General features: G+C 40.1%; 16 protein-coding genes and 2 tRNA genes. 1 reads left to right on the top strand and 17 read right to left on the bottom strand.

All coding sequences use genetic code 11. The features are described 5' to 3' along the window. Positions 1 to 51 precede the first annotated feature (51 nt). From H5201_RS02665 to H5201_RS02585, 17 genes are all read right to left on the bottom strand, one after another. Positions 52 to 582: a cell division protein ZapC domain-containing protein gene (locus H5201_RS02665; protein ID WP_145233823.1), complete on the bottom strand. Its 531-nt coding sequence runs from the start codon at positions 580 to 582 to the stop codon at positions 52 to 54. Positions 583 to 702: 120 nt separating this feature from the next. Then, positions 703 to 1,713: a quinone-dependent dihydroorotate dehydrogenase gene (pyrD, locus tag H5201_RS02660; protein ID WP_145233821.1), complete on the bottom strand. Its 1,011-nt coding sequence runs from the start codon at positions 1,711 to 1,713 to the stop codon at positions 703 to 705. A gap of 114 nt (positions 1,714 to 1,827) precedes the next feature. Further along, positions 1,828 to 6,669, bottom strand: coding sequence for an NAD-glutamate dehydrogenase (locus H5201_RS02655; protein WP_182783648.1), 4,842 nt, complete (start codon positions 6,667 to 6,669; stop codon positions 1,828 to 1,830). Positions 6,670 to 6,879: 210 nt separating this feature from the next. Next, positions 6,880 to 9,204 carry an RND family transporter gene (locus tag H5201_RS02650; protein WP_182783645.1) on the bottom strand — a complete coding sequence of 775 codons (2,325 nt, stop codon included), beginning with the start codon at positions 9,202 to 9,204 and terminating at the stop codon, positions 6,880 to 6,882. Beyond that, entirely contained in the window at positions 9,204 to 10,205 is a 1,002-nt protein-coding gene (locus H5201_RS02645) for a YCF48-related protein (protein ID WP_149981058.1), read from the bottom strand. Before H5201_RS02645 ends, H5201_RS02650 begins: the two co-directional genes overlap by 1 nt. Positions 10,206 to 10,358: 153 nt before the next feature. Next, a complete protein-coding gene (locus H5201_RS02640) occupies positions 10,359 to 11,723 on the bottom strand; it encodes a DUF1329 domain-containing protein (protein ID WP_149981191.1) in 1,365 nt (454 codons plus the stop codon). A gap of 10 nt (positions 11,724 to 11,733) precedes the next feature. Next, the gene (locus H5201_RS02635) at positions 11,734 to 13,830 is read right to left on the bottom strand and encodes a DUF1302 domain-containing protein (protein WP_149981057.1); all 2,097 of its coding nucleotides are present in this window, start codon (positions 13,828 to 13,830) and stop codon (positions 11,734 to 11,736) included. Positions 13,831 to 14,075: 245 nt separating this feature from the next. Then, the gene (locus tag H5201_RS02630; protein ID WP_149981056.1) at positions 14,076 to 14,297 is read right to left on the bottom strand and encodes a DUF2835 domain-containing protein; all 222 of its coding nucleotides are present in this window, start codon (positions 14,295 to 14,297) and stop codon (positions 14,076 to 14,078) included. Between the two features lie 3 nt (positions 14,298 to 14,300). Further along, on the bottom strand, positions 14,301 to 16,895 hold the full coding sequence (gene pepN / locus H5201_RS02625; protein WP_182783643.1) for an aminopeptidase N: 2,595 nt from the start codon (positions 16,893 to 16,895) through the stop codon (positions 14,301 to 14,303). Between the two features lie 49 nt (positions 16,896 to 16,944). Next, entirely contained in the window at positions 16,945 to 18,423 is a 1,479-nt protein-coding gene (nhaC, locus tag H5201_RS02620) for a Na+/H+ antiporter NhaC (RefSeq protein ID WP_182717879.1), read from the bottom strand. Positions 18,424 to 18,585: 162 nt separating this feature from the next. Then, positions 18,586 to 20,625 carry a carboxy terminal-processing peptidase gene (prc, locus tag H5201_RS02615; RefSeq protein WP_149981053.1) on the bottom strand — a complete coding sequence of 680 codons (2,040 nt, stop codon included), beginning with the start codon at positions 20,623 to 20,625 and terminating at the stop codon, positions 18,586 to 18,588. Positions 20,626 to 20,651: 26 nt separating this feature from the next. Beyond that, entirely contained in the window at positions 20,652 to 21,302 is a 651-nt protein-coding gene (gene proQ / locus H5201_RS02610) for an RNA chaperone ProQ (protein WP_149981052.1), read from the bottom strand. Positions 21,303 to 21,317: 15 nt separating this feature from the next. Beyond that, positions 21,318 to 21,596 (bottom strand): hypothetical protein, encoded by a 279-nt coding sequence (locus tag H5201_RS02605; RefSeq protein WP_064666123.1) that lies wholly within the window; start codon positions 21,594 to 21,596, stop codon positions 21,318 to 21,320. Further along, a complete protein-coding gene (locus tag H5201_RS02600) occupies positions 21,593 to 22,054 on the bottom strand; it encodes a GAF domain-containing protein (RefSeq protein WP_149981051.1) in 462 nt (153 codons plus the stop codon). Before H5201_RS02600 ends, H5201_RS02605 begins: the two co-directional genes overlap by 4 nt. 125 nt (positions 22,055 to 22,179) lie before the next feature. Further along, complete coding sequence (locus H5201_RS02595) at positions 22,180 to 22,575, bottom strand: hypothetical protein (protein ID WP_182783641.1); 396 nt, start codon at positions 22,573 to 22,575, stop codon at positions 22,180 to 22,182. Positions 22,576 to 22,718: 143 nt separating this feature from the next. Continuing rightward, positions 22,719 to 22,809, bottom strand: a tRNA-Ser gene (locus H5201_RS02590). Positions 22,810 to 22,861: 52 nt separating this feature from the next. Beyond that, positions 22,862 to 22,952 (bottom strand) — tRNA-Ser (locus tag H5201_RS02585). 252 nt (positions 22,953 to 23,204) lie between these two features. On the opposite strand from H5201_RS02585, the gene H5201_RS02580 reads away from it, so the two are divergent. Beyond that, the gene (locus H5201_RS02580; RefSeq protein ID WP_145233793.1) at positions 23,205 to 23,870 is read left to right on the top strand and encodes a Bax inhibitor-1/YccA family protein; all 666 of its coding nucleotides are present in this window, start codon (positions 23,205 to 23,207) and stop codon (positions 23,868 to 23,870) included. Positions 23,871 to 23,899 lie beyond the last annotated feature (29 nt).

The raw sequence follows: 23,899 nt of genomic DNA, 5'->3' as shown, positions 1-23,899 counted from the left end.
ATAGGTTGGGCGACAAACACGCGATAAACAAAGGAACTACAAAAAATATGCTTAGGCTGTTTTACTATTTTGTGCGTGGTTATAAATTGGATGGACACGATTGTTAAGTATACGAATAGCTTCAAATTGATTAAGGCTTAAGTTTTCATCAAGCTTAAAATGCTCAGATAGACAAATGCATAAAGAGGCTTCTTTACAGTGGTCAACAATCAAAAACTCACCACTTTGTTCGCTAGTTTGCAATTTTATAACGGCTTCTATACTGGGCTCATTGCCTTTGTAGGGTTCGAAAAACCAACTTTTTGCCAGCATTGGCTTTAAATAAAATTTAGCTGCTGTCGCATTGAGCGCAATTTGACATAGCTGCGCGCCATTCCAAAGATTAAATCCAGCAAGATATTGGTAAACCTGCTGATAAAAGGCGGCATCTTCTAAACTAAAGTTAGGTTGGGTTAAAATAGCATCGGTGAGTTGACGTAGTTTATAAGGCGTGCACAGCTGCATATCTTGATCTAAATCGATCAATAAACGATTTCTTACTGGACAAGCAATCCATTTCCACTGCTTTGATGCTTGTAACATGCGTTCCCTACGCCCCTACTAATTAATCTTATGAATATTGTAGTATAGCGGCTTTTGACCAATTAATATATATTTCTTTAGAACATTTATTGAACGATCAAAAGCTTAAATAACGGATCCTTATAAGCCTTGCAGGATCGTTTTTACCAATTGCGGTCCTTTATATATAAATCCAGTGTATACCTGTACAAGATCCGCTCCTGCTGATAATTTTTCTTTCGCACTGGCTGCATCATCAATTCCGCCCACTCCAATGATTGGCAGTTTTCCTGCGGTTAAACGTTTTAATTCTTGCACTACATGAGTGGAGCGCTCACGTACTGGCTGACCTGAAAGGCCTCCGGCTTCATCAGCATATTGTTGTCCATGCACCGCAGCACGCTCTAAGGTAGTATTCGTCGCTATTACACCATCGATGTTGTTATTTAATAATGATTCACTAACTTGAGCTATTTGCACAGCATCAAGATCTGGGGCAATTTTTACTAGCATTGGCACTTGTTTATTATGTTTGGCGATCAAATCAAGCTGCTCATTTTTAAGGCTTTGCAATAGATCATCCAGTGCAGCACCATATTGCAGATCGCGAAGTCCAGGCGTATTTGGTGATGAGATATTGACAGTAATATATGAGGCATGTTCAAACACTTTGCGCATACAGTGGATGTAATCGTCTTTACCTTGTTCATTTGGGGTATCTTTATTCTTACCAATATTGATACCTAGAATGCCGTCGTATTTAGCAGCCTTAACGTTATTAATTAGGTTATCAACACCTTTATTATTAAAGCCCATACGATTGATAATTGCATTTGACTCCGGCAGACGGAAAATACGCGGCTTGTCATTACCGACTTGTGGACGAGGTGTCACAGTACCTACCTCAATAAAGCCAAAACCCATCTTTGCAAACGCATCAATGCATTCTGCATTTTTATCAAGGCCAGCTGCTAATCCTACTGGGTTTTTAAACTGTAAACCTAAAAATTCGACTGGACGATCTGCCACTGATTGCGACCATGCAGCACTGAACGGGGTATTGTTAAAACGGCGCAAGTTATGAAGTGCAAATTCATGGGCCCATTCCGCATCACGGGTGAACATAAAACGGCGAGCAAGATCGTAAAACATGAAATAATCCTCTTAATAAAAAAATACCCCAGACTAGGCTGGGGTATTGTATAACAATTTTAACGATTAACTCATTATTTTCATGTGGGAAAATAATCAGTCAGTATCAATTGCTTATTTTGCAGATGTATCACAGTTATGACTAAGTAGCATAAGTTCACGTAATGCAACTGAGAACTTAGCAAAATCATGACTTTGTGAAGTCTTAAATTCAGCTAACATTTGCTTCCAGCGTTGTAGTAACAAATCTTGGCTGTCCATCCACTGATCAATTTGACCGTCAACATCTTTGTTATCACCAGCAAAGTTATTTAAAACAACTTCAGATAGTGTACGTTGTTGCCAATCAAGTTCTTCACGGTATGAAGCGCGGGCCAATGCTTGCCAATGATTCGCCACTGGCTGATGAGTAATTTGGTCAAGGAACCAATGCAGTCCCATCCGTGCACCTAGTTTGAAGTAGGTATTAGATACCATATCAATACTACGCCCTGAATTTGCAGCAACTTCTGCTAAGTCCATTACTGAGAACAAGCTAGAGAGCGATACAATACGTGTTGCAAGCTCAGCTGGCACTGCACTTTCAATAAGCTTGTCTGCGGCCGCAGATAAACGTTCACTTTCTTTTTCAACCATGTAGGTAGTTAAGTTTGCACTTAAATCAGCGAAGGTCGGTGCAAAGAAGGCAATTGTTTGCTCAATATTTTGCGCTTTATTGCGATGACGTAAGAACCAACGCGTTGCACGGCGTACTGTACGACGTAATTGATACAACATTTCAGTTTGCACTGCGGCTGGGATCTTGTTATCAAGATCAACAATTGCAGACCACGTATCACGCATTTGGAATACTTCACTGGCAACAGAGTAACATAGTGCAACTTCAGCTTCATTAGCACCAGTTTCTTCATGCATACGTACCATGAAGTTAAGGCCCATATCGTTAACGATATTGTTAGCAAGTTTAGTTGCAATGATTTCTTTACGCAGTGGGTGATTATCCATCGCTGCATTAAATTTTTCACGCAGTGGTAATGGGAAAGATTTCACTAACAGCTGACGATAATACGGGTTTTCTGTAATCTCGTCTGTCACTAATGACTCTTTTAATACCATTTTCGCATAAGAAACAAGTACTGATAGCTCTGGACGAGTTAAATCTTTACCTGCTGCCGCGCGCTCGGCTAACTCTTCATCGCTTGGAATAAATTCAATTGCACGATTTAACTTGCCATCTTTTTCAAGGGCATGAATAAAGCGTACTTTTTCTTTAAGCGTTGATGAGCCTTTTGATTGCGTAATTGACAGTGTATGCGTTTGACGATAACAGTCTTTCAGTACCAGTTGTGCAACTTCATCGGTCATTGAATACAGTAGTTCATCACGTTGTTTACGCGTTAAATCACCGGCAGTAACTAAACCATTAAGTAAAATTTTGATATTTACTTCGTTATCAGAACACGCAACTCCACCTACGTTATCAATGAAGTCAGTATTAACGCGACCGCCTTTAGCAGCAAATTCAATACGTCCTAATTGGGTTGCACCTAAGTTGCCACCCTCACCGAGTACTTTTGCACCAAGCTCACTACCATTGATACGTAGGGCGTCATTTGCACGGTCGCCTACATCTGCATCGCTTTCTTTACTGCTCTTAATGTAAGTACCAATGCCGCCATTCCATAATAGATCGAATTCCATCATTAAGAATGCTTTGATCAGCTCGTTTGGTGTCATGCTGGCTTTTTTAGTGCCCAACATTTTTTTCATTTCTGGCGTTAAAGTGATTGATTTAGCCGCACGTGAGAACACCCCGCCGCCCGCTGAAATCAAGTCTTTGTTGTAGTCTTCCCACGATGAACGAGGTAAGTTAAATAGGCGCTCGCGCTCTGGGTAAGACGTCGCTGAATCTGGGTTTGGATCAACAAAGATATGCATGTGGTTAAATGCCACTTGTAAACGGATATGCTTGGATAACAACATACCATTACCAAATACATCCCCAGCCATATCACCAATTGCAACTACCGTAAAATCAGTTGTTTGTGTATCAATGTCCATTTCGCGGAAATGACGTTTAACCGATTCCCATGCACCTTTGGCTGTAATACCCATTTTCTTATGGTCATAACCTACTGAACCACCTGATGCGAATGCATCACCTAGCCAGAAGTTATATTCATTGGCAATGCCATTGGCAATATCAGAGAAAGTGGCTGTACCTTTATCAGCTGCTACAACCAAATATGCATCATCTTCATCATGACGAGTTACATCAACCGGCGGCACAATTTCGCCTTGGATAATGTTATCTGTGATATCTAATAAACCACGAATGAAGATTTTGTAACACTCTTGGCCTTCTTTGAAGAATGCGTCACGATCCGTTGGCAGTTGTTTACAAACAAAGCCGCCTTTTGAGCCTACAGGTACAATAACTGTATTCTTTACTTGTTGTGCTTTAACTAGACCAAGTACTTCAGTTCGGAAATCTTCACGACGATCTGACCAACGCAGGCCACCACGCGCAACTTTACCACCACGTAAATGCACACCTTCTACACGTGGAGAATAAACAAATATTTCAAATGCCGGTAATGGCAATGGCATATCTGGAATTAAGCTTGGATTTACTTTGAACGACACATAAGACTTAAACTGACCTATGCCATCTTTTTGGAAGTAGTTAGTACGCAGCGTAGCAATGATCATATCGACGTATAAACGAATAATACGGTCATCATCTAAGTTAGCAACGTTTTCAAGTTCTACATAAATTTGTGTAATTAGCTTATCAAGCGTTTTAACACTAGCAGGGCTTTTAACAGAGAACTTTTTAGCAAATAAATTAACAATTTGCGAACCAATGTGCGGGTAATTAGCTAATGTGCTCTCGATGTAGGTTTGCGAGAAAGTAACCCCAACTTGGCGCATGTATTTTGCATAAGCGCGTAATATTGACGCTTCGCGACCAGTTAAGCCACCCATTAACACTAAACGGTTAAAGCCGTCATTTTCTAAACGGTTACTCCACACACTAGTAAGTGCGGCACGAAAACGTGCTGATACTTTATCGAAATCTGCAATGCCTTTGCTATCAAGTAGCATTGAGAAATCCATGATCCAGTTGATACGGCCATCGCTGGTTTTAACTGAATAAGGCGTTTCACCAATGACGCGCAAGCCAAAGTTTTCAAGCATTGGCATAACGTCTGATAAATGGATTGGCTCATCTTTGTGGAATAAGCTCAGACGTACAATGTTGCTGTTCGCTTCTTCTTGCGGACGGTAAAACAACATTTCAAGCTTGTTATCGTCATTCAATAGTTCAAGCTTTTCAATATCAACAACAGCGGCACTTGGCAGTACTTCATCTTTGTATGAACGAGCAAACGCATTACAATATTTGCGGTTTAATTCGTTACCACGTGCTTCACCCGCAGACTCTAACAGTGCTGATTGTAATTTATCTTCCCAAGTACGAGCGGCTTCTACTAAATTATTTTCGATGTCTTTCACGTTATATTCTATATTGTTGTCAGTCACACGCACGGTATAATGAGTACGCGCCAGTGTAGACTCAGAGAAGAAGGTAGTAAATTCGACTTTATCGTCTGAATTAAATGCATTGCCTAAAATATCTTGTGTTTCACGGCGCAGCGCTGTGTTATAACGCTCACGTGGTACATAGACCATGCAAGAGAAAAAACGACCATAGGCATCTTTACGCACAAATAAGCGACACATATCGCGCTCTTGTACTTGTAAAACACCCATTGCAACTTCAAGTAACTCGCTTTCACGGGCCTGAACAAGTTCATCACGCGGATAGGTTTCAAGAATATTTAATACCGCTTTATAAGCATGAGTGCCTTTGGCAAAATCACACATTTCCATGATGCGATTTATTTTACTTTTTAAAACTGGCACATCAGCGGCGCTGTTGTTATAAAAACTTGATGAAAACAACCCGATGAAACGGTCTTCGCCAATCACATTCCCCTCATCATCAAAACGTTTAATCCCTACATAATCTATGTATGCTGGGCGGTGTACGCGTGATAACGAATTGGTTTTTGTAAGGATCAACAGGTTATTGCTACGGGCTTCTTGACGGGCAACTTCTGGTAATTCAGATAACAGGCGAGAATGCTCTTCGGTTGAATTCTTCATTAAACCTAAGCTGCTCTCGATTTTACCTTTGAGCTGGTAATCGCCTTGTACTGGCGACAAATCGTATTGGCGATAGCCCATTAATGTGAAATTATCTTTTACTAACCAATCTAAGAATTCAACAGTCTCTGCGACTTCACTTGCATTGTTGTTATGGTTACGTTTTGGTAATTCTTTACTGACCGCAATTAACTTTTTGCGGATCGGTTGCCAATCTTCTACCGCAGTAGACACATCGTTCAACACTGACTCAAGCTCTTTTTTGAACGAGTCAATCACTGAAGAATCTGTTTGGCGATCAATTTCGATAAAAAACACTGTTTTTGTAGAGCTAGACTCTTGTTCGGCTTTTAAATTTGATAAAGCCGAAATTTTAGCGTTTTTATCGCGTTGAATCTTAAGTGGGCTGTGTAATAGCAAATGAGATGCGATATTTTCGCGGGTCATCGCCATACGAACAGAATCAACTAAAAATGGCATATCTTTAGCGATAATTTCGACGATTGTGTGTGATGACTGCCAGCCATCTTTTGCTACTTCAGGATTGAAAACGCGGATCACCGCATCATCAGAGGTATTTTTTTCTAGCGAGTTCCATAGGCTAAGTGCAGCGCCATATAAGTCACTATCATTGCGATGTGCCAAATCTTCTTTAGACATATTGCTGTACAAGGATTTGGCGAATTTCTCAACGAGTAACACATTATCAGCGTGAACTTTTTTCTGGATCAGCTTACAGACATTATCTAAGATAACCGAGGCTTGCCCTTCATTTCGTGTCATTACATGTTCCTTAAATCTATACCACCTACTTAGATGGAAAATTTGTACAGCAATTTATTGTGTGGAGTCAGGCAAATTCTAACCCTTTTAAAATTAATAAACAGCCCTTTCGATGAAAACATTTTAAGCATTTCAGTTATTTGGTCATCTATTCACAAATTATAGATATAAATGGCCTTTACAGGCCATTTAGGAGCAAAATTATTCACATTATTTTTTCTGGTCAGTCCAGATCAAACTACCAATTGCTGGTAAAAGTAATACTGCGCCAAGCATATTGACTAAAAACATGAAGGTTAACAATATTCCCATGTCCACTTGGAACTTAAGATCAGAGAAAATCCAGGTGCTCACACCAATAGCTAACGTGATACCGGTAAATAACACCGCACTACCACGCTCAACGAGTGCATTACGATACGCCACTGGTAAGGCAACACCTTGCTTTAATTGCCCCATCATCGATGACAAAATATAAATCCCATAATCCACCCCAATACCTACACCTAGTGCAATCACTGGCAACGTTGAAACCGTCAGACCGATTTCAAGTTGTACCATTAAAGCTTGCGCAAGAGTCGATACAATATACAAGGGTAACACTACCGCTATGGTCGCTTTTACACTCTTAAAGCTAATCAAGCATAAAATAATAACTGCACCATAAACGTATAACATCATAGGTAATTGTGCAGCAGAAACTGATTCATTCGTCGCAGCCATGACGCCGACAGGCCCTGAGGCCAACTTAAACTGCAGCATATCGGTTTGTTCTTCAATGGCAAATTGCTTAACACTGGCAATGATATGTTCAATGGTCTGCGCTTTATGATCATCTAAAAAGATAATCACTGGCATAACTGAACAATCACCATTGAGTAAACCGGTACTGGTTTCGACTCGTGAGGTAGATTGCACCAAACTTGCCGTATTACGAGGCAAACTTTGCCATTTTAAATTACCTTCGTTATACCCGGCATTAACCGACTGCGCTACTGAGCTTAGGGATACTGCTGATTGAACACCTGCTAAGTTTTCAACTTTATATTGAAAACGACTAATGCGATCCATTACGTCGTGCTCTGTACATGCTGCAGGGTAAGCTTCGACAATCACTTTTAGAATATCGGATGAAATTGTATATTTGTCCGATATTAAAAAGGTATCTTGGTTATAACGGGCATCTTGATGCAATGACGGTGCACCTGCATGTAAATCGCCGATATGCATTTTCCCTGCTTGCCAATAACCTACAGCAAACAATACTAAGGTGCAGCCAATAATGATTTTCGCGCATTTTGGATCCGTGGCTTTGACTAACAGATCACGAATTGAATCAAGTAAGTTTGGTTTTTCGCTGTTGCCTGATTGAATATGAACTGTGTTTTCAAAGCGCATATACGATGCCCATACTGGCAATAAAATCAAATTAGTAAAAATAATAACAGCCACACCTAAACTTGCTGTGATAGCCAGTTCACGAATTATACCTATATCTATGGTTAGTAACGTCAAAAAGCCGACCGTGTCTGACAGCAATGCAATACCACCGGGTATTAACAGCGATCTAAAACTAGCCTGACAGCAAAGACGCGTATTACTGCTTCCTTCGGCGACTTTTTTACCTATTGCATTGATCATCTGTACGCCATGACTTACGCCGATTGCGAACACTAAGAATGGTACTAGAATCGACATTGGATCTAGACCAAAGCCTAAGCTCGACAATATCCCCAACTGCCAAACCACGGCAATAATTGAACAGGCTATAGGTAAAATAGTGAGCTTGATGCTGCCGCAAAATAACCACACCATGATGAGAGTAAACGCGATAGCAATAGCAAAAAATAACACAACCCCTTTCGCACCTTCGGCAATATCACCGGCCATTTTGGCAAAACCAATAATGTGGATACTTACTTTATCAGTGCTCAATGGCTCTCGAATTTCGCTTTCTAGCTTTTGTGCAAACGCTAACGTATCTAATTTTTCTTGCGTTTGCGGATCAGTTTCCATCAACTGCGCGGTTACCATCGCACACGAATAATCAGAGGCAATCATCCTGCCTACGACTTTCGCTTTTTCGATATTCTCTTTAACAACCGCTAAACCTCGTTGATCAGCAGTAAAATTGGCGGGAATAATTGGCCCACCCGCAAAGCCGTCTTCAACAACTTCAACAAAACGTGCACTGGGTGAAAAAATTGAATTCACTAACGGACGATTCACCCCAGGAATAAAATATAACTGATCATGAACGGCTTTTAATTGGGTGAAAAACTCAGGATTAAAAATATCACCGCTATCATCACACACTGAGATCAAAATACTATTTGCGCCACCAAATTGCTTTTCATGCTTTAAATACACTTTCATATAATCATGATTAAGTGGAATATTTTTATTAAATGAAGCATCAAGTTGGATTTGTGTGGCTTTAAAACCTAAAAAACATGTTATTAAAATAAAACTTATCACCATCATTAATCGATGACGAAAAACTGCTTTCTCTAAAAAATTGACGATTGTGTGCATTATGGAGCCATCCCCTTCACTTTAATGCCATTTTCTGATGCCATAACCAATTGATTTTCAAAAATAACGGCATCAAGAATTGCTTTACCATCCGCTAACTGCTCAATAGTAAGTTGATTATTTTTATAGTGGAAAATCACACCGCTGTTGGCAAGTAACAACCATTGATTATCACCGCTAGCGATAATACTATTGATTGTGGCGGTTTTATTATTACTTATTGGTTGCCATTGCTCACCTACCTGACGGCTAAAAATATTGCCTCTTAAACCCGCGACTATTTCTTGCCCTTGTTCATCGCTGGCATAAGCAAAAAAAGAACCCCGGTAGATTTCTTCATCGCGTTGCCATGTTTTTCCGTTGTCTGTACTGTGCGCTAACAAACCCATTTCGCCCACTAACATAAGTTTATCTTTTGTTGTGACAATACGATTAAAGTGCGGCAATATTGATGCAGTTTCGGCTTCATAGCCTTGAGGATCGGATTCTTTTAAATCATTTAAGTAATCTCTATCATCTGCAAATAATAAAGAATCCAGAAAACGCTTTTGCCAATGTTTGCCACCATCACTGGTTTCATAAAACATACCATAGGCACCCACAGCAAAGCCGTGAAGTTCACTGGTAAATAAAATATCTAAGCAAGGTTTATCTAATTGCGTATTCACTTGTTGCAACTGCCAGTTTGCACCACCATCATTGGTATGAACAATAGTCGCATCATGCCCGCAAGCCCAACCGAGTTCACTGCCACTGAAGGCAACCGCCGTTAATAACACTTGCGTTGGAACGCTCGCTTGTTGCCAATTTTTTGCATTACTGCTTGTAATAATAGTGCCATGTTTTCCGACAGCGACCAGTTGCTTTCCTGTGTATTCAATATCAGTCAACAGGGTTTTATCTGCTTTAGTTGCGACAATTGCAGCAAGTGGTTCAGCTGCAATAGAAAGAGTTGAAAGGCTCGCCACAGCGGCAAGACCTGCATAAAGCATGTACTTCATAAATTAAAATCGCCTTGAAAAGAATGTGTTTGTCGGTATATAACGTGCAGTCGGGGGACTCGGTTAGTGTCATGACCCAGTGCGTGTCAGAGTGACAAACGCGATTTGAAATAATAAAAAAGCACCTAGATAATTCCAGGTGCTTAGAGTGTATTAACGACCTTCGCGGCGCAGTGCACTTGAGGTAAATTCATTATCATTAAACGATTGTGAGAAATCATACATTTTCTCTTGGTTATCTAAACCAATCGCTAGGTAACGGCGTGAATTCAAATCGTAGTAAACGTCTAATGTACTCCAGTTAGTGAGCGCATCGTAATAGTTAATTGTATGAGCCATCGCTACACGGTACATTTGGTCACGGTTATCATAGATATCCGTCACTTGAACTTGCCAGCTATCTTCATCAATATAAAATACGCGCTTCTTATAAATATGACGAGTGTCGCCTTTCAGATCTGCTTCTACAACCCAAACACGGTGTTTTTCATAACGTACATGTTCCGGGTTGATGTGACCGGCCATCAGAATATCGTCATACTGTAGCTTATCACTGTGTAGCTTATAACTATTGTATGGTACATAAAGCTCTTGCTTACCTTTGAGCGTCCATGTGTAGCGGTTTGGCGAACCGTTAAACATATCGAAATCATCGGTTGTACGCAAGCTATCAGCTGCTGTTCCTGGTGCATCATAAGCAACATTAGGGGCGCGGCGTACCCGACGCTGGCCAGAATTGTAAGTCCACGCTTGTCGCGGAGTTAAAATTTGGTCCATGGTTTCATGAACTAATAGCGCCGTGCCAGCTAAACGCGCAGGCTCGGTGACTTTTTGTTTAAATTTAAACAAAATATTAGATTCTTGTAACTCTGCTGGTGTTGCTTTTGGATCTGAGTACTTAACTAACAGTTGCTCATCAAAGCCAACTAAATTATATGAACCTGAGGCTATAGGAGCTGCTTGACCGCCAAAACGCTCAATTGACAGACCACGGTAGCGTAATAAATGGTTCCAAATTGCCTCTAAGCCAGTTTTTGGAATAGGAAAAGGAATACCAATTGCGGTATTTTTTATCCCATTACCTTCTTCTATCAACTCTGCAGTTGGTGCGTATTTTTTTGTCGCATCATAGACAAACTGTGGGTTTGAAGCACTGCGATGAGTAGTATAGATATTCATTTTAAACGTATCTGGATACGCTTCAAAAAGAGCTACTTGACCAGGACTTAAATTTGCTTTGTATTTATCAACATTCGATTTATCAATGGTGAAAAGTACTTTGTCGTCAGCGTACGGATCTGGATGATGCATTCCCGGCGTATAACCTGCCGGTGCTTTAGTAATACCACCTGTCCACGCAGGAATCGAACCATCAGCATTACCTGCTTTTTCTGCACCTAAAGGAGTTAGATCTGCACCTAAACGTGCTACTTCTTCACTGGTCATTTTGGCAACGACCGCTGTTGTAGAAAACAAACTACATAGCGTTAGTGCAATGAGGGTAGGTTTTTTTATCATCATGATACCCCTAAATTGAATATTTAATATTGAAAGAAACAAAATCACGGTCTGAGAAAGTATTTATATCACCGCCACCCCAGAAAGAGTTGTAGCTAAAGTCAAATGACCATGCATTTTGATAATTAAAGTTCGCTGTAACACCAAGTGACTTACGATCTTCTATAAATAAGAACATCGGATCGGGTGTGTTACCATTTACATCGTGCGAAAATACAATACGAGGTGAGAAGTTAACTCCTTTGAAGAAGTTATAGTAATCGCCTTTGGCAATTAAGCGATATCCCCACGATGATGCTGATGCAAACTCTTTTTGCTCTGGCCCATTTGATAAAGCCATATGAAGTGTTGAGTAATCATCGGTACCTGGTCCAGTCATAATACCGCTTCGACCAGTGCCTGATACATTTAAACGCATTTCATCATATTCAGGCATGTTATTAATGTGCACACCACCAATTTCACCCACAACAGCCCAGCTATCAGCCCAAAGTGATGGGCCAAATAAATGTGTTGCTGTAAACTGCAATTGGCTAGTATTACGCTCAATATAACCTTTTGCTAATTCGCCAGGTCCTACAACGCTAATCGCATCCCCCGGACTCATTTGTGAAATACCTGCAAACTCAGGACGAAGCCCCGCTACCGCTAACTGCTCAGGCATAGCAGCATAAAGCAATTCTACGTCATCGATTTGTAATGGTTCGTCTTCACGGAAGGTGAACTCACCAGCAAACGCTGTTTCACCAATTGATGTATTAAAGCTTAACCCATACAGTTTAATATCTTCTGGATACTCATTGGTTGCTTTAGCAAATGCTTTTAAATCAGAGACATTGTCAGAAGTGATTTTAGTCGTTGCTAACATGGCTAAATCTTGAGCCATTGAGGCTTGTGTAAAGTTAGATACGCGACCAGAGATAAGCGGGCGACGACTATGGTAGTTTACATGATAAAGTGCAACCTCAGTGTCATTAAACTCTGGTAAAAACATACCTAAACGTAAACCATATTGGCCACCATCATCAGGCTCAGTTTTACCATCCCCTCCTTTGCCTTTAAGCGCGACTTTAGTAGGGTACGCTAGATAAGTTTGTGCTAATAACGCTTTACCTTCAGGGCTTGCAGGATCGATCCCTTTAGCGGCAGCAGCTTGACCAAAGGTGGTCATCAAGTTATTTAAGCTATCAGTTAAAAACGCTAAATCTATATCAGGGTTAGAGGTAAAACCAAGCTGTACATTTTGCTGATAACCATTTTCTGCGGCAAAGTCATTGGTTGAAAAATACGTACCAGCTGCAGGTAAGCGTGTTTCATGCCATTGGTACTGGTAAAAGCCTTCCAAAGTCACATTTTCAGTGATCCCTAAAGATGCCCATAACATACCAACTGGAATAAAGGCTTCTTTTAACTCGGCACCAGGCGCTTTTAATCGGTCAATATCGACCGGATTTACGTTAATACCGTGAGAAATTAATGTGCTTTCACCCCAGTTTATAACTTGTTGGCCAAGGCGAATAGAAAGTGGATTATTACCCTCATTCAAATCAAAGTTGGCCCATACGTAAGCATCTAATAGACGAATATCTGCGCAGCTTTGTTTTTTAGTGTCTTTATCATCACAAGGATCAACTCCTTGGCCTGAAGTTGGATTAACATAGGCGCGATCGCCATCCATCAATTCAAAATCATAAAAATACATAAAACGGGTGAAAAGGCCGTAGTTATCTTTGTTGATCGATAAATCGTGTGTCCCTTTCAACAGCTTTGAAAAAGACTCACCACTATCAAAGTTCAAATCCCCAGCGTCACCGTTATTAGAGTAAGAGCCAGGTTGGGCCCAGACATCTTGCGCTGAATAAATAGGATTTAAAACGGAGTTGTAGCCTGTCCAATCAAAAGACGGGTTATTACTTTTCCCTATTAAGTTAAAGTTTCGGTCTTCAACACGAATACTTTGCCCATAAGAGAAAGTCGAGTCGAAGGTTATATCAAACCCTCCGGCCTCAAATGTTGCAGCCTGTGTTGGTGCTGCTGATAACCCTAAAGTAGCGGCTGCGATGCCTAGTACTAGTTTATTTTTAACAAAAAGCGATCTTCTTATCATTGTGTGTCCCCCTGTCGCGGGTAATTTTGTGATCAAGTTATTGTTTTTAGTGTAGTCGTAACGATAGAAGCGAAATAAAGAAATTACAAATAGAACGCGTTCAATCGGTCATAATTTTTCTGTTTAGTTGACGTTCACCTAATGGTAAGACGTCCTACCAGATAATTTATACACGTAAATTAACAATAGGACAAATCGAATTAACAAAAAAATAATATTATAAGTGATTATTTTAAAATATTGTTTTAGGCAACACGTTCCAAACGTAAAAATTTATGCTCTGGGGTAAGCAAAAGTCGAAAGCGCCCTCTTACTCCTAAAGAAGAAATAAAAGGACGCAAATGGCTGGCCGCAAAACGTACTTTTTTGCCACCATCTTCAATTACTTGAACTGATGTATACTTACCTTCATAGTAATCCATGCACTGTTTGTAAGTTAAGTTCAGTAAAAAATAATATTCGACCATAATTTATTGTAGTGCTTTATCAACTTTTTCATACAAGTCGTCACTTAAATTATCAAGCAAAGCAAGACGTTGCAGCTGAGCTTTGATAGCAACCGAACGTACTTCATCGTATCTACGCCATGACATAAATGGCGTTAACATACGTGATGCATTTTGAGGGTTGATTGCATTAAGCTTAACTAATAAGTCACCTAGCAATTGATAACCTGTGCCGTCTTCACGGTGAAACTGTGCGGTATTAAAATGGCTAAAACTGCCCACTAACGCCCTGACGCGGTTTGGGTTTGAAAAATCAAAACAAGGGTGATCATATAACTTTTTGATATTAATAATGGCGTCATCGCCACCTTGCATTGCTTGCAATGCAAACCACTTATCCATCACTAACACATCATGGCGCCACTGACTGTCAAATTGGTTTAACAACTCTTTTGCTAAGGGATTGTCAGCTTTTACCACCGCACTGAGCGCGGCGAGTACATTGGTCATATTGTGTGAATTAGCAGTACTAACAAGGAGTTGATTAATATCAAGCTCATTAATTTTTGCCAAATAATGTAAGCACATACCTTTTAATGCACGTATAGCGACAGCTGTTGCACTTACAGAGCCGTCATCAATTAAACTTTGATAACAGTCTAAGAGCTCACTACGCAATTGCTGAGCAATTTGTAACTCAAACTGATTTGTCACTGCAACCAATTGATCCACAGGGATCACATTAAACTCAGCTGCGAGGGTATCAAAACTAGGCAGCTTTAATAATTCCGCAATTAAAGCTAAATCTCCCTCCTGCTCAACTAATAAACTACGTAATGCAGAAATAATTGCTGGATCCAATTGATTATTTTCAGGTGTTGTAATGGCCCCTTTAACTGCCCCAATGAATAATTGTTGTTGAGCATCCCAACGCGAAAAGTCACTGCGCGCAAAGCGCATAATGTGTAATAATTCAGTGGCTGTATTTTGTTGCTCAACAATACACGGCGCAGAGAAATCCTCTAGTAGCACCGCTACAGGCTTCGCGGTTAAACCATCAAAGCTAAACGTTTGCTGCGCTGTTGTGACATCTAAGACATGATCAAGTGGCTGTCCTTCAAACTGTAAAGGGACAGACTCGCCCTGTTGATCAAGTAGCTCGATAGCAAATGGGATATGTAATGGCGCATTTTCTGGCTGATTAAGCGGTGCCAGCTGCTCTATGTGCAGTGAAAAAGTACCATTGAGCTTATCAAACTCTTGTTTTACGATTAGCCGTGGTGTGCCAGCTTGGCTATACCAACGTTTAAACTGAGTTAAATCGATACCTGAGGCATCACTCATAGCCGCAACAAAATCATCACAGGTGACGGCTTGCCCATCATGACGCTGAAAATAAAGTGCCATGCCCTGCTGGAACTTTTCTTCTCCCAATAACGTGTGCATCATGCGAATAACTTCAGCGCCTTTGTCATACACAGTTACTGTATAGAAGTTATTCATCTCAATCACTTGTTCAGGACGGATCGGATGTGCCATAGGACCGGCATCTTCACTGAATTGATGAGTACGCATTACTTTAACCGCATCAATTCGATTCAGTGCCCGCGAGCCTAAATCACTGCTAAACTCTTGATCACGAAAAACTGTTAAGCCTTCTTTTAACGACAGTTGAAACCAATCACGACAAGTCACTCGGTTTCCTGTCCAATTATGAAAATACTCATGGCCAACGATTGACTCTATGGTGTGATAATCTTTATCAGTGGCGGTTTCTTGATTCGCCAACACACATTTAGAGTTGAAAATATTAAGACCTTTATTTTCCATCGCGCCCATATTGAAAAAATCCACAGCAACGATCATGTAAATATCTAAATCATACTCAAGATTAAAACGCTGCTCATCCCACCGCATTGATTTTTTAAGTGATGCCATCGCATGAGGGGTTTTCGGTAAATTCCCTTTATCAACAAACAAGGCTAAATCTATTGTACGACCACTTTGCGTAACAAAGGTATCTTCAAGTACATCAAAGTCCCCTGCAACAAGTGCGAACAAGTAACTTGGCTTTTTGAATGGGTCTTGCCATTTTGCAAAGTGACGGCCATTGTCTAATTTACCTTCCGCTAATTTATTACCATTTGATAATAAATGAGTAAACTGCTCGTCAGCAATAATTGTCACGTCAAAGCTTGCAAGTACGTCTGGGCGGTCAAGATAATAGGTTATTTTTCTAAAACCTTGCGCTTCACATTGTGTACAATACGCACCGCCAGATAGATATAAACCTTCTAAAGATGTGTTAGTTTTTGGCGCTATTTCATTAACGATTGTAAGCTGACATTGCGCTGGTAAATTATGGATCACAAGTTGCTCATCACGTAGGTCATAATCTGTATATGCGTTGTTATCTACAGTAATTGAGATCAGCGTCAAATCAATGCCATCAAGCACTAAATCTGCCACACCAGCTATTTTTTTCGTGATCGTCATTACACTCGTAACACGGGTGTTTAACGGCAATAAATCAAAGGTCAAATCAATGTGATCAATTAAAAATGGTGGAGCTTGGTAATCTTTAAGATACTGTGCTTGAGGTTTTTTTAATGCAGTCATGTGAAACTCCAAAGTGGCTCCTCTTGACAGAGGAGCGTATAATTTATGGCTATTGTTTTGGCTTAATACGTAAAATTTTAATGCCTAGGTAAGCATAAATAACAGCTAGTAATGGATTAATAAGATTAAAAAATGCATATAGCGCATAATCAAATGGGTTGATCAGTAATACACTTTGCATATATGCACCACAGGTATTCCAAGGGATCAGAGGACTGGTTATCGTCCCGCCATCTTCTAATGTTCTTGATAAATTAACAGGTTTCAAACCACGCTTTGCATATTCTTCTTTAAACATCCGACCAGGGACCACAATAGCGATATACTGATCTGCAGCAATTACATTGGTACCAATACAGGTCGCAATAGTAGCAGTAATTAAAGAGCCAGTGCTTTTGGCAATTTTAAGAATACTTTTTACAAAAATATCTAATAAACCTGTTTTTTCCATAATGGCGCCAAACATCAATGCCGTCATGATCAGCCACGTTGTGGTTAACATGCCAGACATCCCACCACCACTGAGTAATGAGTCCATTTTTTCATCGCCTGTCAGGATACTAAAGCCATCAAAAAATGTACTCCAAACCAATTTAAAATAACCGACAATTTGCCCCTGGGAGCCATCAATTTGTGTTGCAATTAGGTCTGATTGAAAAATCATTGCCCATACTGCACCAAGTACCGCACCGATAGAAATTGCCGGAAATGCAGGCATTTTTTTAATTGCTAACACCAGTAAAACAATCAGTGGCACCAGCATCTCTAAACCTATATTAAAGTTTTGTTGTAGAATAGCGGTTATTTCATCAATACGCCCAGCCTCACTTGACGCTGTGGCATTAAAGCCCATAAAAATAAAGATGATTAATGCAATCACAAAACTTGGTACAGTCGTCCATAGCATATGATGAATATGCTCGAATAAATCAGCTCCCACAACCGCAGGAGCTAAATTTGTTGTTTCAGACAGTGGACTGAGTTTATCGCCAAAGTAAGCCCCAGATATTACGGCACCGGCCGTCACTGTTTGCTCTAATCCAAGGCCAGTAGCAACACCGAGTAGCGCTACACCTATTGTCGCCGCCGTGGTCCAAGAGCTACCAATACTCATTGCTACAATGCCACAAATTAAACAGCTTGCTGCGTAAAACCAACTAGGATTAATTACCTGTAAACCATAATAAATAAGTGTAGGTACAGTGCCTGACAGCAGCCAAGTGCCGATCAGCGCGCCAACCATTAACAAAATTAATATAGCGCCCAAAGATAGAGTGATCCCCTCTATCATCGCTTGTTCAAGTTTTTTCCAAGTATAGCCATTTTTAAGGCCAATAAGAGCAGCTGTAAATGTAGCAAACAGTAGCGCAATTTGATTCGGTCCTGATGACGAACTATCACCAAATAAATAGACAGCAGCACCTAATAAACAAATCAGTACAGAAATTGGGATCAAGGCATCGAAAAAGCTGGCCTGTAGGATGGGTTTTTCTTTTTGTGAATTCAAAATTAAGACTCCTACGCGCATTTTTATGCGCGTTTAATTATTATTTTTTAGCACAGACGCGACGCTTAGCCTAACTAAGTTACTTACTTTTGTCAGCGTTTAATCAGTAATTATAGCAATATCAAGAGTTTTAGGCAGCAAAAAAGGCGCCAAAGCGCCTTTTTTATTAATATGTAAAACAAGTTATTTCTTAGCTACACGACCAAACTTAATATAATCTTGGGTAATTAATGCAGCTTCTTCTAGGAATGGATCTAAGTCGTCTAAGACATCAGGCGCATCATCCAAGCTCTCAATCGGTTTTTCACCTAAACGAGTAAGCCTTTCATTAGTACGAGCTAATGCACGCGCTTCACCATCGTCTTTTTCTTTAATACGCTGCGCTTCTACAAGAGAAATAGTTTTCCGGTCTTTCTCTTCTTTATAACGCGTAATATCTTGAAAAACATAGTTAAACTCAGGTTCTGATTTAATGCGTTCAGCATGCGCTTTGCTTAAGTAAGCAATAGCTGGGTGTAAGTCATCAACCGAGTTATATTTGGCGCGTACGATACTGTCCCACGGTAATGCATTATCCTCTTGGCTTTCGCCCCATTCCGCTGGATCAATTGCTGATGGGAATGAAATATCTGGGATCACACCTTTATGCTGTGTACTACCACCATTGATACGATAGAACTTTGCAATCGTATATTGCACACTGCCAAGTGGATTATCGTATAAATCGTAAGCACGGCCTAAGCCCTTATGCTGTTGCACAGTGCCTTTACCAAACGTTTGCTCACCAATTATTACTGCTCGACCATAGTCTTGCATCGCTGCAGCAAAAATCTCAGAGGCAGATGCGCTGTACCGATCAACAAGTACTGTTAGGGGGCCGTCGTAAAACGTAACACCATCGCGGTCTTTTTGCTCTTCAATGCGATTATTTAGAGTATGAATTTGTACCACTGGACCTTGGTCAAAAAACAAACCAGATAGTTGTGTTGCTTCATATAATGAACCACCACCATTTTGGCGTAGGTCAATTATAATGCCATCTACTTTGGCTTCTTTTAATTTCGCCAATTCTACTTTAACGTCTTTAGACAAGTTGTTATAGAAACCAGGGATCTCAATAACACCTATTTTGCTGGTTAAATCAGAATATTTTGCTTTGAATACTTCTGATTTTGCCGCTCTATCTTCGAGGCGAATTTTATCGCGAATAATTTCAACTACTTTAGGCGCGCCATGATCATCAGCACCTTTTAAGTATTGTAACCGCACCTTAGTGCCTTTTGGTCCTTTGATTAAATCAACTACGTCATCTAAACGCCAGCCAATGACATCAACAAATTCTTCTTTGTCTTGAGCAACGCCGATAATACGGTCGTCAGCTTTAATTTGCTCCGATTTATCAGCAGGTCCGCCTGGAACTAAGCTGCGAATAACCGTGTAGTCTTCGTCGTAGCTAAGTACTGCACCAATACCTTCTAGTTCAAGATCCATGTCCATTTTGAACTGTTCAGCTCTGCGTGGCGATAAATAGGAGGTATGTGCTTCAATACTTCGCGCAAAAGAGTTCATTACGATCTGAAATACATCTTCACTATTGGTTTGCACTAAACGTTTTTGTGCATTGTGATAACGCTTAGTTAATAATTCTTTTATACCAGGCCAATCTTTGCCGGTCATTTTTAATCGTAGTGCATCATATTTTACACGTTCACGCCAAAGCTCATCTAACTCAGCTTGCGTTTTTGCCCAATCAGCATCTTCACGATCAAAGTAATATTCATCAGCCTTATCAAAGGTCATTGGTGTTTCAAGTAACTTTAAAGAATACTCATAACGCTCAAACCGACGCTGCATGCTTAGGTTGAAAATATCAAAGGTAAAATCAAGTTTACCGGTCGTTAATGCATTATCAAATTGGTTGCGGTATTGCTCAAATGAGGCAATATCCGCAGCCAAAAAGACGCTTTTATTAAAATCAAGGGATTCGATATAACGGTCAAACACTTTACTTGAAAGTGCGTCATCAAAACGAATTGGTTTATAATGTGCACGAGTAAATAAGTTTGTCACCCGTTTGCTAGCCGTACTATGCTGACTCTCTTGCGTAAGTACTGGCAAGTCTTTTGCTGTAACTACATCATTAACATCAGCAATATCTGATGCAAATAATAAACCTGAATACAGGGCGGCAACTAACGGAATGAGCTTAAACTTCTGACTCATACACAACTCCTTAATTTATATACAGCTTAAATAATGTACAGGCTGTCTGCTTTAGTTTTAACTTGCATGCCAGTTACCAACTCTACATGAACGTCTTCTTTGTTCACTTCAGTGATTACTGCATTAACAAGGGCTTGGCCAAGTTTAACTTTAACTTTGTTATTAACCTTGACCTCACTTGCTGGTAAAGGTTCAATTTTACCTGAACGTTTAACCGGCGCAGCTTTTGCTGGTGTGGCATTAACTTTAGCGTTTTTATCGCCTGGTTTAGCGAATTGGCCTGGTTTCTTTTTGTAAGATTTTGTGTCTGAATCATTACGTGGACGTTGTGACTTTTTACGTTTAGCCATTTTCGCACGACTTTCTTCAAGTGCTTTTTGAGCATGATCAATGTGCTCTTGTTCCACTTTAGCATCTTGATTTCCATCAAGATCAATACGAAATTCAGACTTAGTCACGGCTTCTAAATAACGCCAGTTAGACGTATATTTTCTCAGTGCTTGACGTACTTGCGTCTTACTAACTTTTTCAGAACCTTCAATTCGCTCAGCGATATCTTTAAAGATACCTACTTTCAGCGGCTTGATGCCGTCTTTTTGTTTAAAACATTGCGGAAATTCTTGATATAAAAATTCCAACACTTCATTAATATCTTTTAGCTTGTTTGTGGTTTCCATTTTAGAACCTATTTTTCACATCTTTTCATCAAGGGACGAATCGACGTAGTGTGTTACCCAGTCGACCAGCTCTTCAAAGTCGGCTTCAATTACAGCCATATCACCTCGAAGGTGTTCCCAAATACCATTTATAATTTCATCAATTAATTCACATTCAGTATCATCAGGAAGACGATCCCATGCAATGTGGATTAAATCGTTGAGCGTTTCCGCTACATGCTCTTCATCCCCTTCCCAATCACCTACATCAGTGATGGCAAACAGATAATCCTGTACATTTACTAAGTCTTTCATGCAATAGTTGCCTCAAAGCACGCGATCAGTGCTTCTAAACCTTGCTTATCATCAGCATCAAACCTAGCAATACTTGGGCTGTCGATATCTAATACAGCAAATACCTCACCATTTTTGTGGATAGGTATTACTATTTCAGAGTTAGACGCCGCATCACAGGCAATGTGGCCTGCAAATGCATGTACATCTTCAACAAGTTGAGTTTGCGCAGTTGCAGCGGCAGTTCCACAGACCCCCTTTCCGACAGGAATTCGGATACATGCAGGATTACCTTGAAACGGACCAAGTACTAATTCAGTTGGTGAATCCATCAAATAAAAACCAGCCCAATTTACATCATCGAGTGACGTAAATAACAGCGCGCTAATATTCGCCATATTGGCAATAATGTTAGGTTCACCAGTAATTAGCGATTCAGTTTGTTTAACTAATGACTGGTAAAATTCTTGCTTTTGCATACCAAACTACTTCTTATCAAACATACAGTAGCTAAAGGTACTCTTTGTCGCCAATAATTGAAACCTTTTCAGGGCAAAAAAAAGCAATTTGCCCTAATTTTCAGCAAGCTTGGTTAATAATTCTGCTATTGAGGAGGCTGTTGTTTTATCGCACCTAACCTTAATCCATATAAAAACAGTCCCGCCGCTAAAGCTGACATCGCGGTATTAATTAAAAAGACCATACCACCTGTTGCACTGAGTAAGTAACTAAAAATTGCACCACCGAGTAAACCTAATGTCAGTACTCCCGAATAATTAACTTTCGCGTACTTGTGCATCAATAAATATCCGGGTACTACAAAAGCAGCCATGGTTAAACCGACAATATGCGCGTTAGCTATCGCACTCATAAGTAACTGGAAAAAGGTAGTCAGCGGATCGGTATTGAGCGTTAATGCATAATAAACTCCTAACACACTGCCAATGATCACAGGTGAAAGTAATGATAACCCAACACTTTTAGCAAGCCGATGTTTCATAATGCGTCCTTAAAATCATACCTGAATAAATACTAAGAATGCATGATGTTTTACAACATCGAAATAGAGACTATGGTCGTAATTAAATAACTACATAAAACTTAGGCACAAAAAAGCCCGCTAATTTAGCGGGCTATTTTATATGGTGGAGAGATAGGGATTTGAACCCTAGAGGGGCTATAAACCCCTGCCGGTTTTCAAGACCGGTGCATTCGACCACTCTGCCATCTCTCCGAAACATTTATAAATCACGAATAAGAGTGTACTCGCAATTATTTTAATTAGGTGGTGGAGAGATAGGGATTTGAACCCTAGAGGGGCTATAAACCCCTGCCGGTTTTCAAGACCGGTGCATTCGACCACTCTGCCATCTCTCCGCACGGCCTGCATAATAGAGAAGGCAGTGCTCTTTGTGAAGCTTTTTTTTCAAAAAAGTGTTCAAGTGCTTAAAAAATCATTGATTTGTTTATTCTTAACTCACCACTGGGTAAAAATCACACTAAATTGAACTTTTCTTTTTAATTATCGGTCTATTGAACTACAAAGGTTTGCCCAAATATAGAAGTCTTGGTAATCTAACTTCAGTTTAATTATCGGAACTTACAATAGGTTTCTAAAGGAGCTCTAAAATGGCATTTAATCATTCGTACAATACCGCTAGACCGGTTATGTCGACCATTGAAACAAACAAGGTACTTAAAAACACCTATTTCTTATTGGCCATGACATTAGCATTTAGTGCTGTGACGGCTGGTATCTCAATGGCATTACAACTACCTTATTTTATGGGGTTAGTTTTTACTCTTATTTCATTTGGCCTTTTATTTGTTGTAAATAAAAAAGCCGAAAGCGCGTCAGGCGTTGCATGGGTATTCGCTTTTACGGGTTTAATGGGTGCGGGACTTGGTCCGTTACTTAACCATTATGCAGCGATGCCAAATGGCCCAATGCTTATCATGCAAGCGTTAGGATCAACTGCACTGATTTTCTTTGGTTTGTCTGCGTATGCACTAAATACTAAAAAAGATTTCTCTTTTATGGGCGGTTTTTTAACGGTAGGCCTTATTGTTGTGATTGTGGCCAGCATTGTTAATATCTTCATCGGCAGCTCGCTAATGTTTATGGTATTAAATGCAGCGGTTGTATTGATCATGTCTGGCTTAATCTTGTTTGATACAAGCCGCATCATCAACGGTGGCGAAACAAACTATATTCGCGCTACAGTCTCTTTATATTTAAGTGTATATAACTTGTTTACTTCATTGCTTGCACTGCTTGGCGCAAATAATGACTAATTAAATAGTTCTGTTAAAATAGCCCCTCT

Origin of the sequence: Pseudoalteromonas sp. SG43-6 (assembly GCF_014164365.1) — a bacterium.
Lineage (GTDB): Bacteria > Pseudomonadota > Gammaproteobacteria > Enterobacterales > Alteromonadaceae > Pseudoalteromonas > Pseudoalteromonas rhizosphaerae.
Note: the sequence above shows the minus strand (reverse complement) of the source record. Positions and strands in the feature narration are given on the sequence as shown.

Excerpts from the sequence above, each read along its gene's own strand:
- H5201_RS02665 (WP_145233823.1), bottom strand. The coding sequence starts at position 582 with ATGTTACAAGCATCAAAGCAGTGGAAATGGATTGCTTGTCCAGTAAGA.
- pyrD (WP_145233821.1), bottom strand. The coding sequence starts at position 1,713 with ATGTTTTACGATCTTGCTCGCCGTTTTATGTTCACCCGTGATGCGGAA.
- H5201_RS02655 (WP_182783648.1), bottom strand. The coding sequence starts at position 6,669 with ATGACACGAAATGAAGGGCAAGCCTCGGTTATCTTAGATAATGTCTGT.
- H5201_RS02650 (WP_182783645.1), bottom strand. The coding sequence starts at position 9,204 with ATGCACACAATCGTCAATTTTTTAGAGAAAGCAGTTTTTCGTCATCGA.
- H5201_RS02645 (WP_149981058.1), bottom strand. The coding sequence starts at position 10,205 with ATGAAGTACATGCTTTATGCAGGTCTTGCCGCTGTGGCGAGCCTTTCA.
- H5201_RS02640 (WP_149981191.1), bottom strand. The coding sequence starts at position 11,723 with ATGATAAAAAAACCTACCCTCATTGCACTAACGCTATGTAGTTTGTTT.
- H5201_RS02635 (WP_149981057.1), bottom strand. The coding sequence starts at position 13,830 with ATGATAAGAAGATCGCTTTTTGTTAAAAATAAACTAGTACTAGGCATC.
- H5201_RS02630 (WP_149981056.1), bottom strand. The coding sequence starts at position 14,297 with ATGGTCGAATATTATTTTTTACTGAACTTAACTTACAAACAGTGCATG.
- pepN (WP_182783643.1), bottom strand. The coding sequence starts at position 16,895 with ATGACTGCATTAAAAAAACCTCAAGCACAGTATCTTAAAGATTACCAA.
- nhaC (WP_182717879.1), bottom strand. The coding sequence starts at position 18,423 with ATGCGCGTAGGAGTCTTAATTTTGAATTCACAAAAAGAAAAACCCATC.
- prc (WP_149981053.1), bottom strand. The coding sequence starts at position 20,625 with ATGAGTCAGAAGTTTAAGCTCATTCCGTTAGTTGCCGCCCTGTATTCA.
- proQ (WP_149981052.1), bottom strand. The coding sequence starts at position 21,302 with ATGGAAACCACAAACAAGCTAAAAGATATTAATGAAGTGTTGGAATTT.
- H5201_RS02605 (WP_064666123.1), bottom strand. The coding sequence starts at position 21,596 with ATGAAAGACTTAGTAAATGTACAGGATTATCTGTTTGCCATCACTGAT.
- H5201_RS02600 (WP_149981051.1), bottom strand. The coding sequence starts at position 22,054 with ATGCAAAAGCAAGAATTTTACCAGTCATTAGTTAAACAAACTGAATCG.
- H5201_RS02595 (WP_182783641.1), bottom strand. The coding sequence starts at position 22,575 with ATGAAACATCGGCTTGCTAAAAGTGTTGGGTTATCATTACTTTCACCT.
- H5201_RS02580 (WP_145233793.1), top strand. The coding sequence starts at position 23,205 with ATGGCATTTAATCATTCGTACAATACCGCTAGACCGGTTATGTCGACC.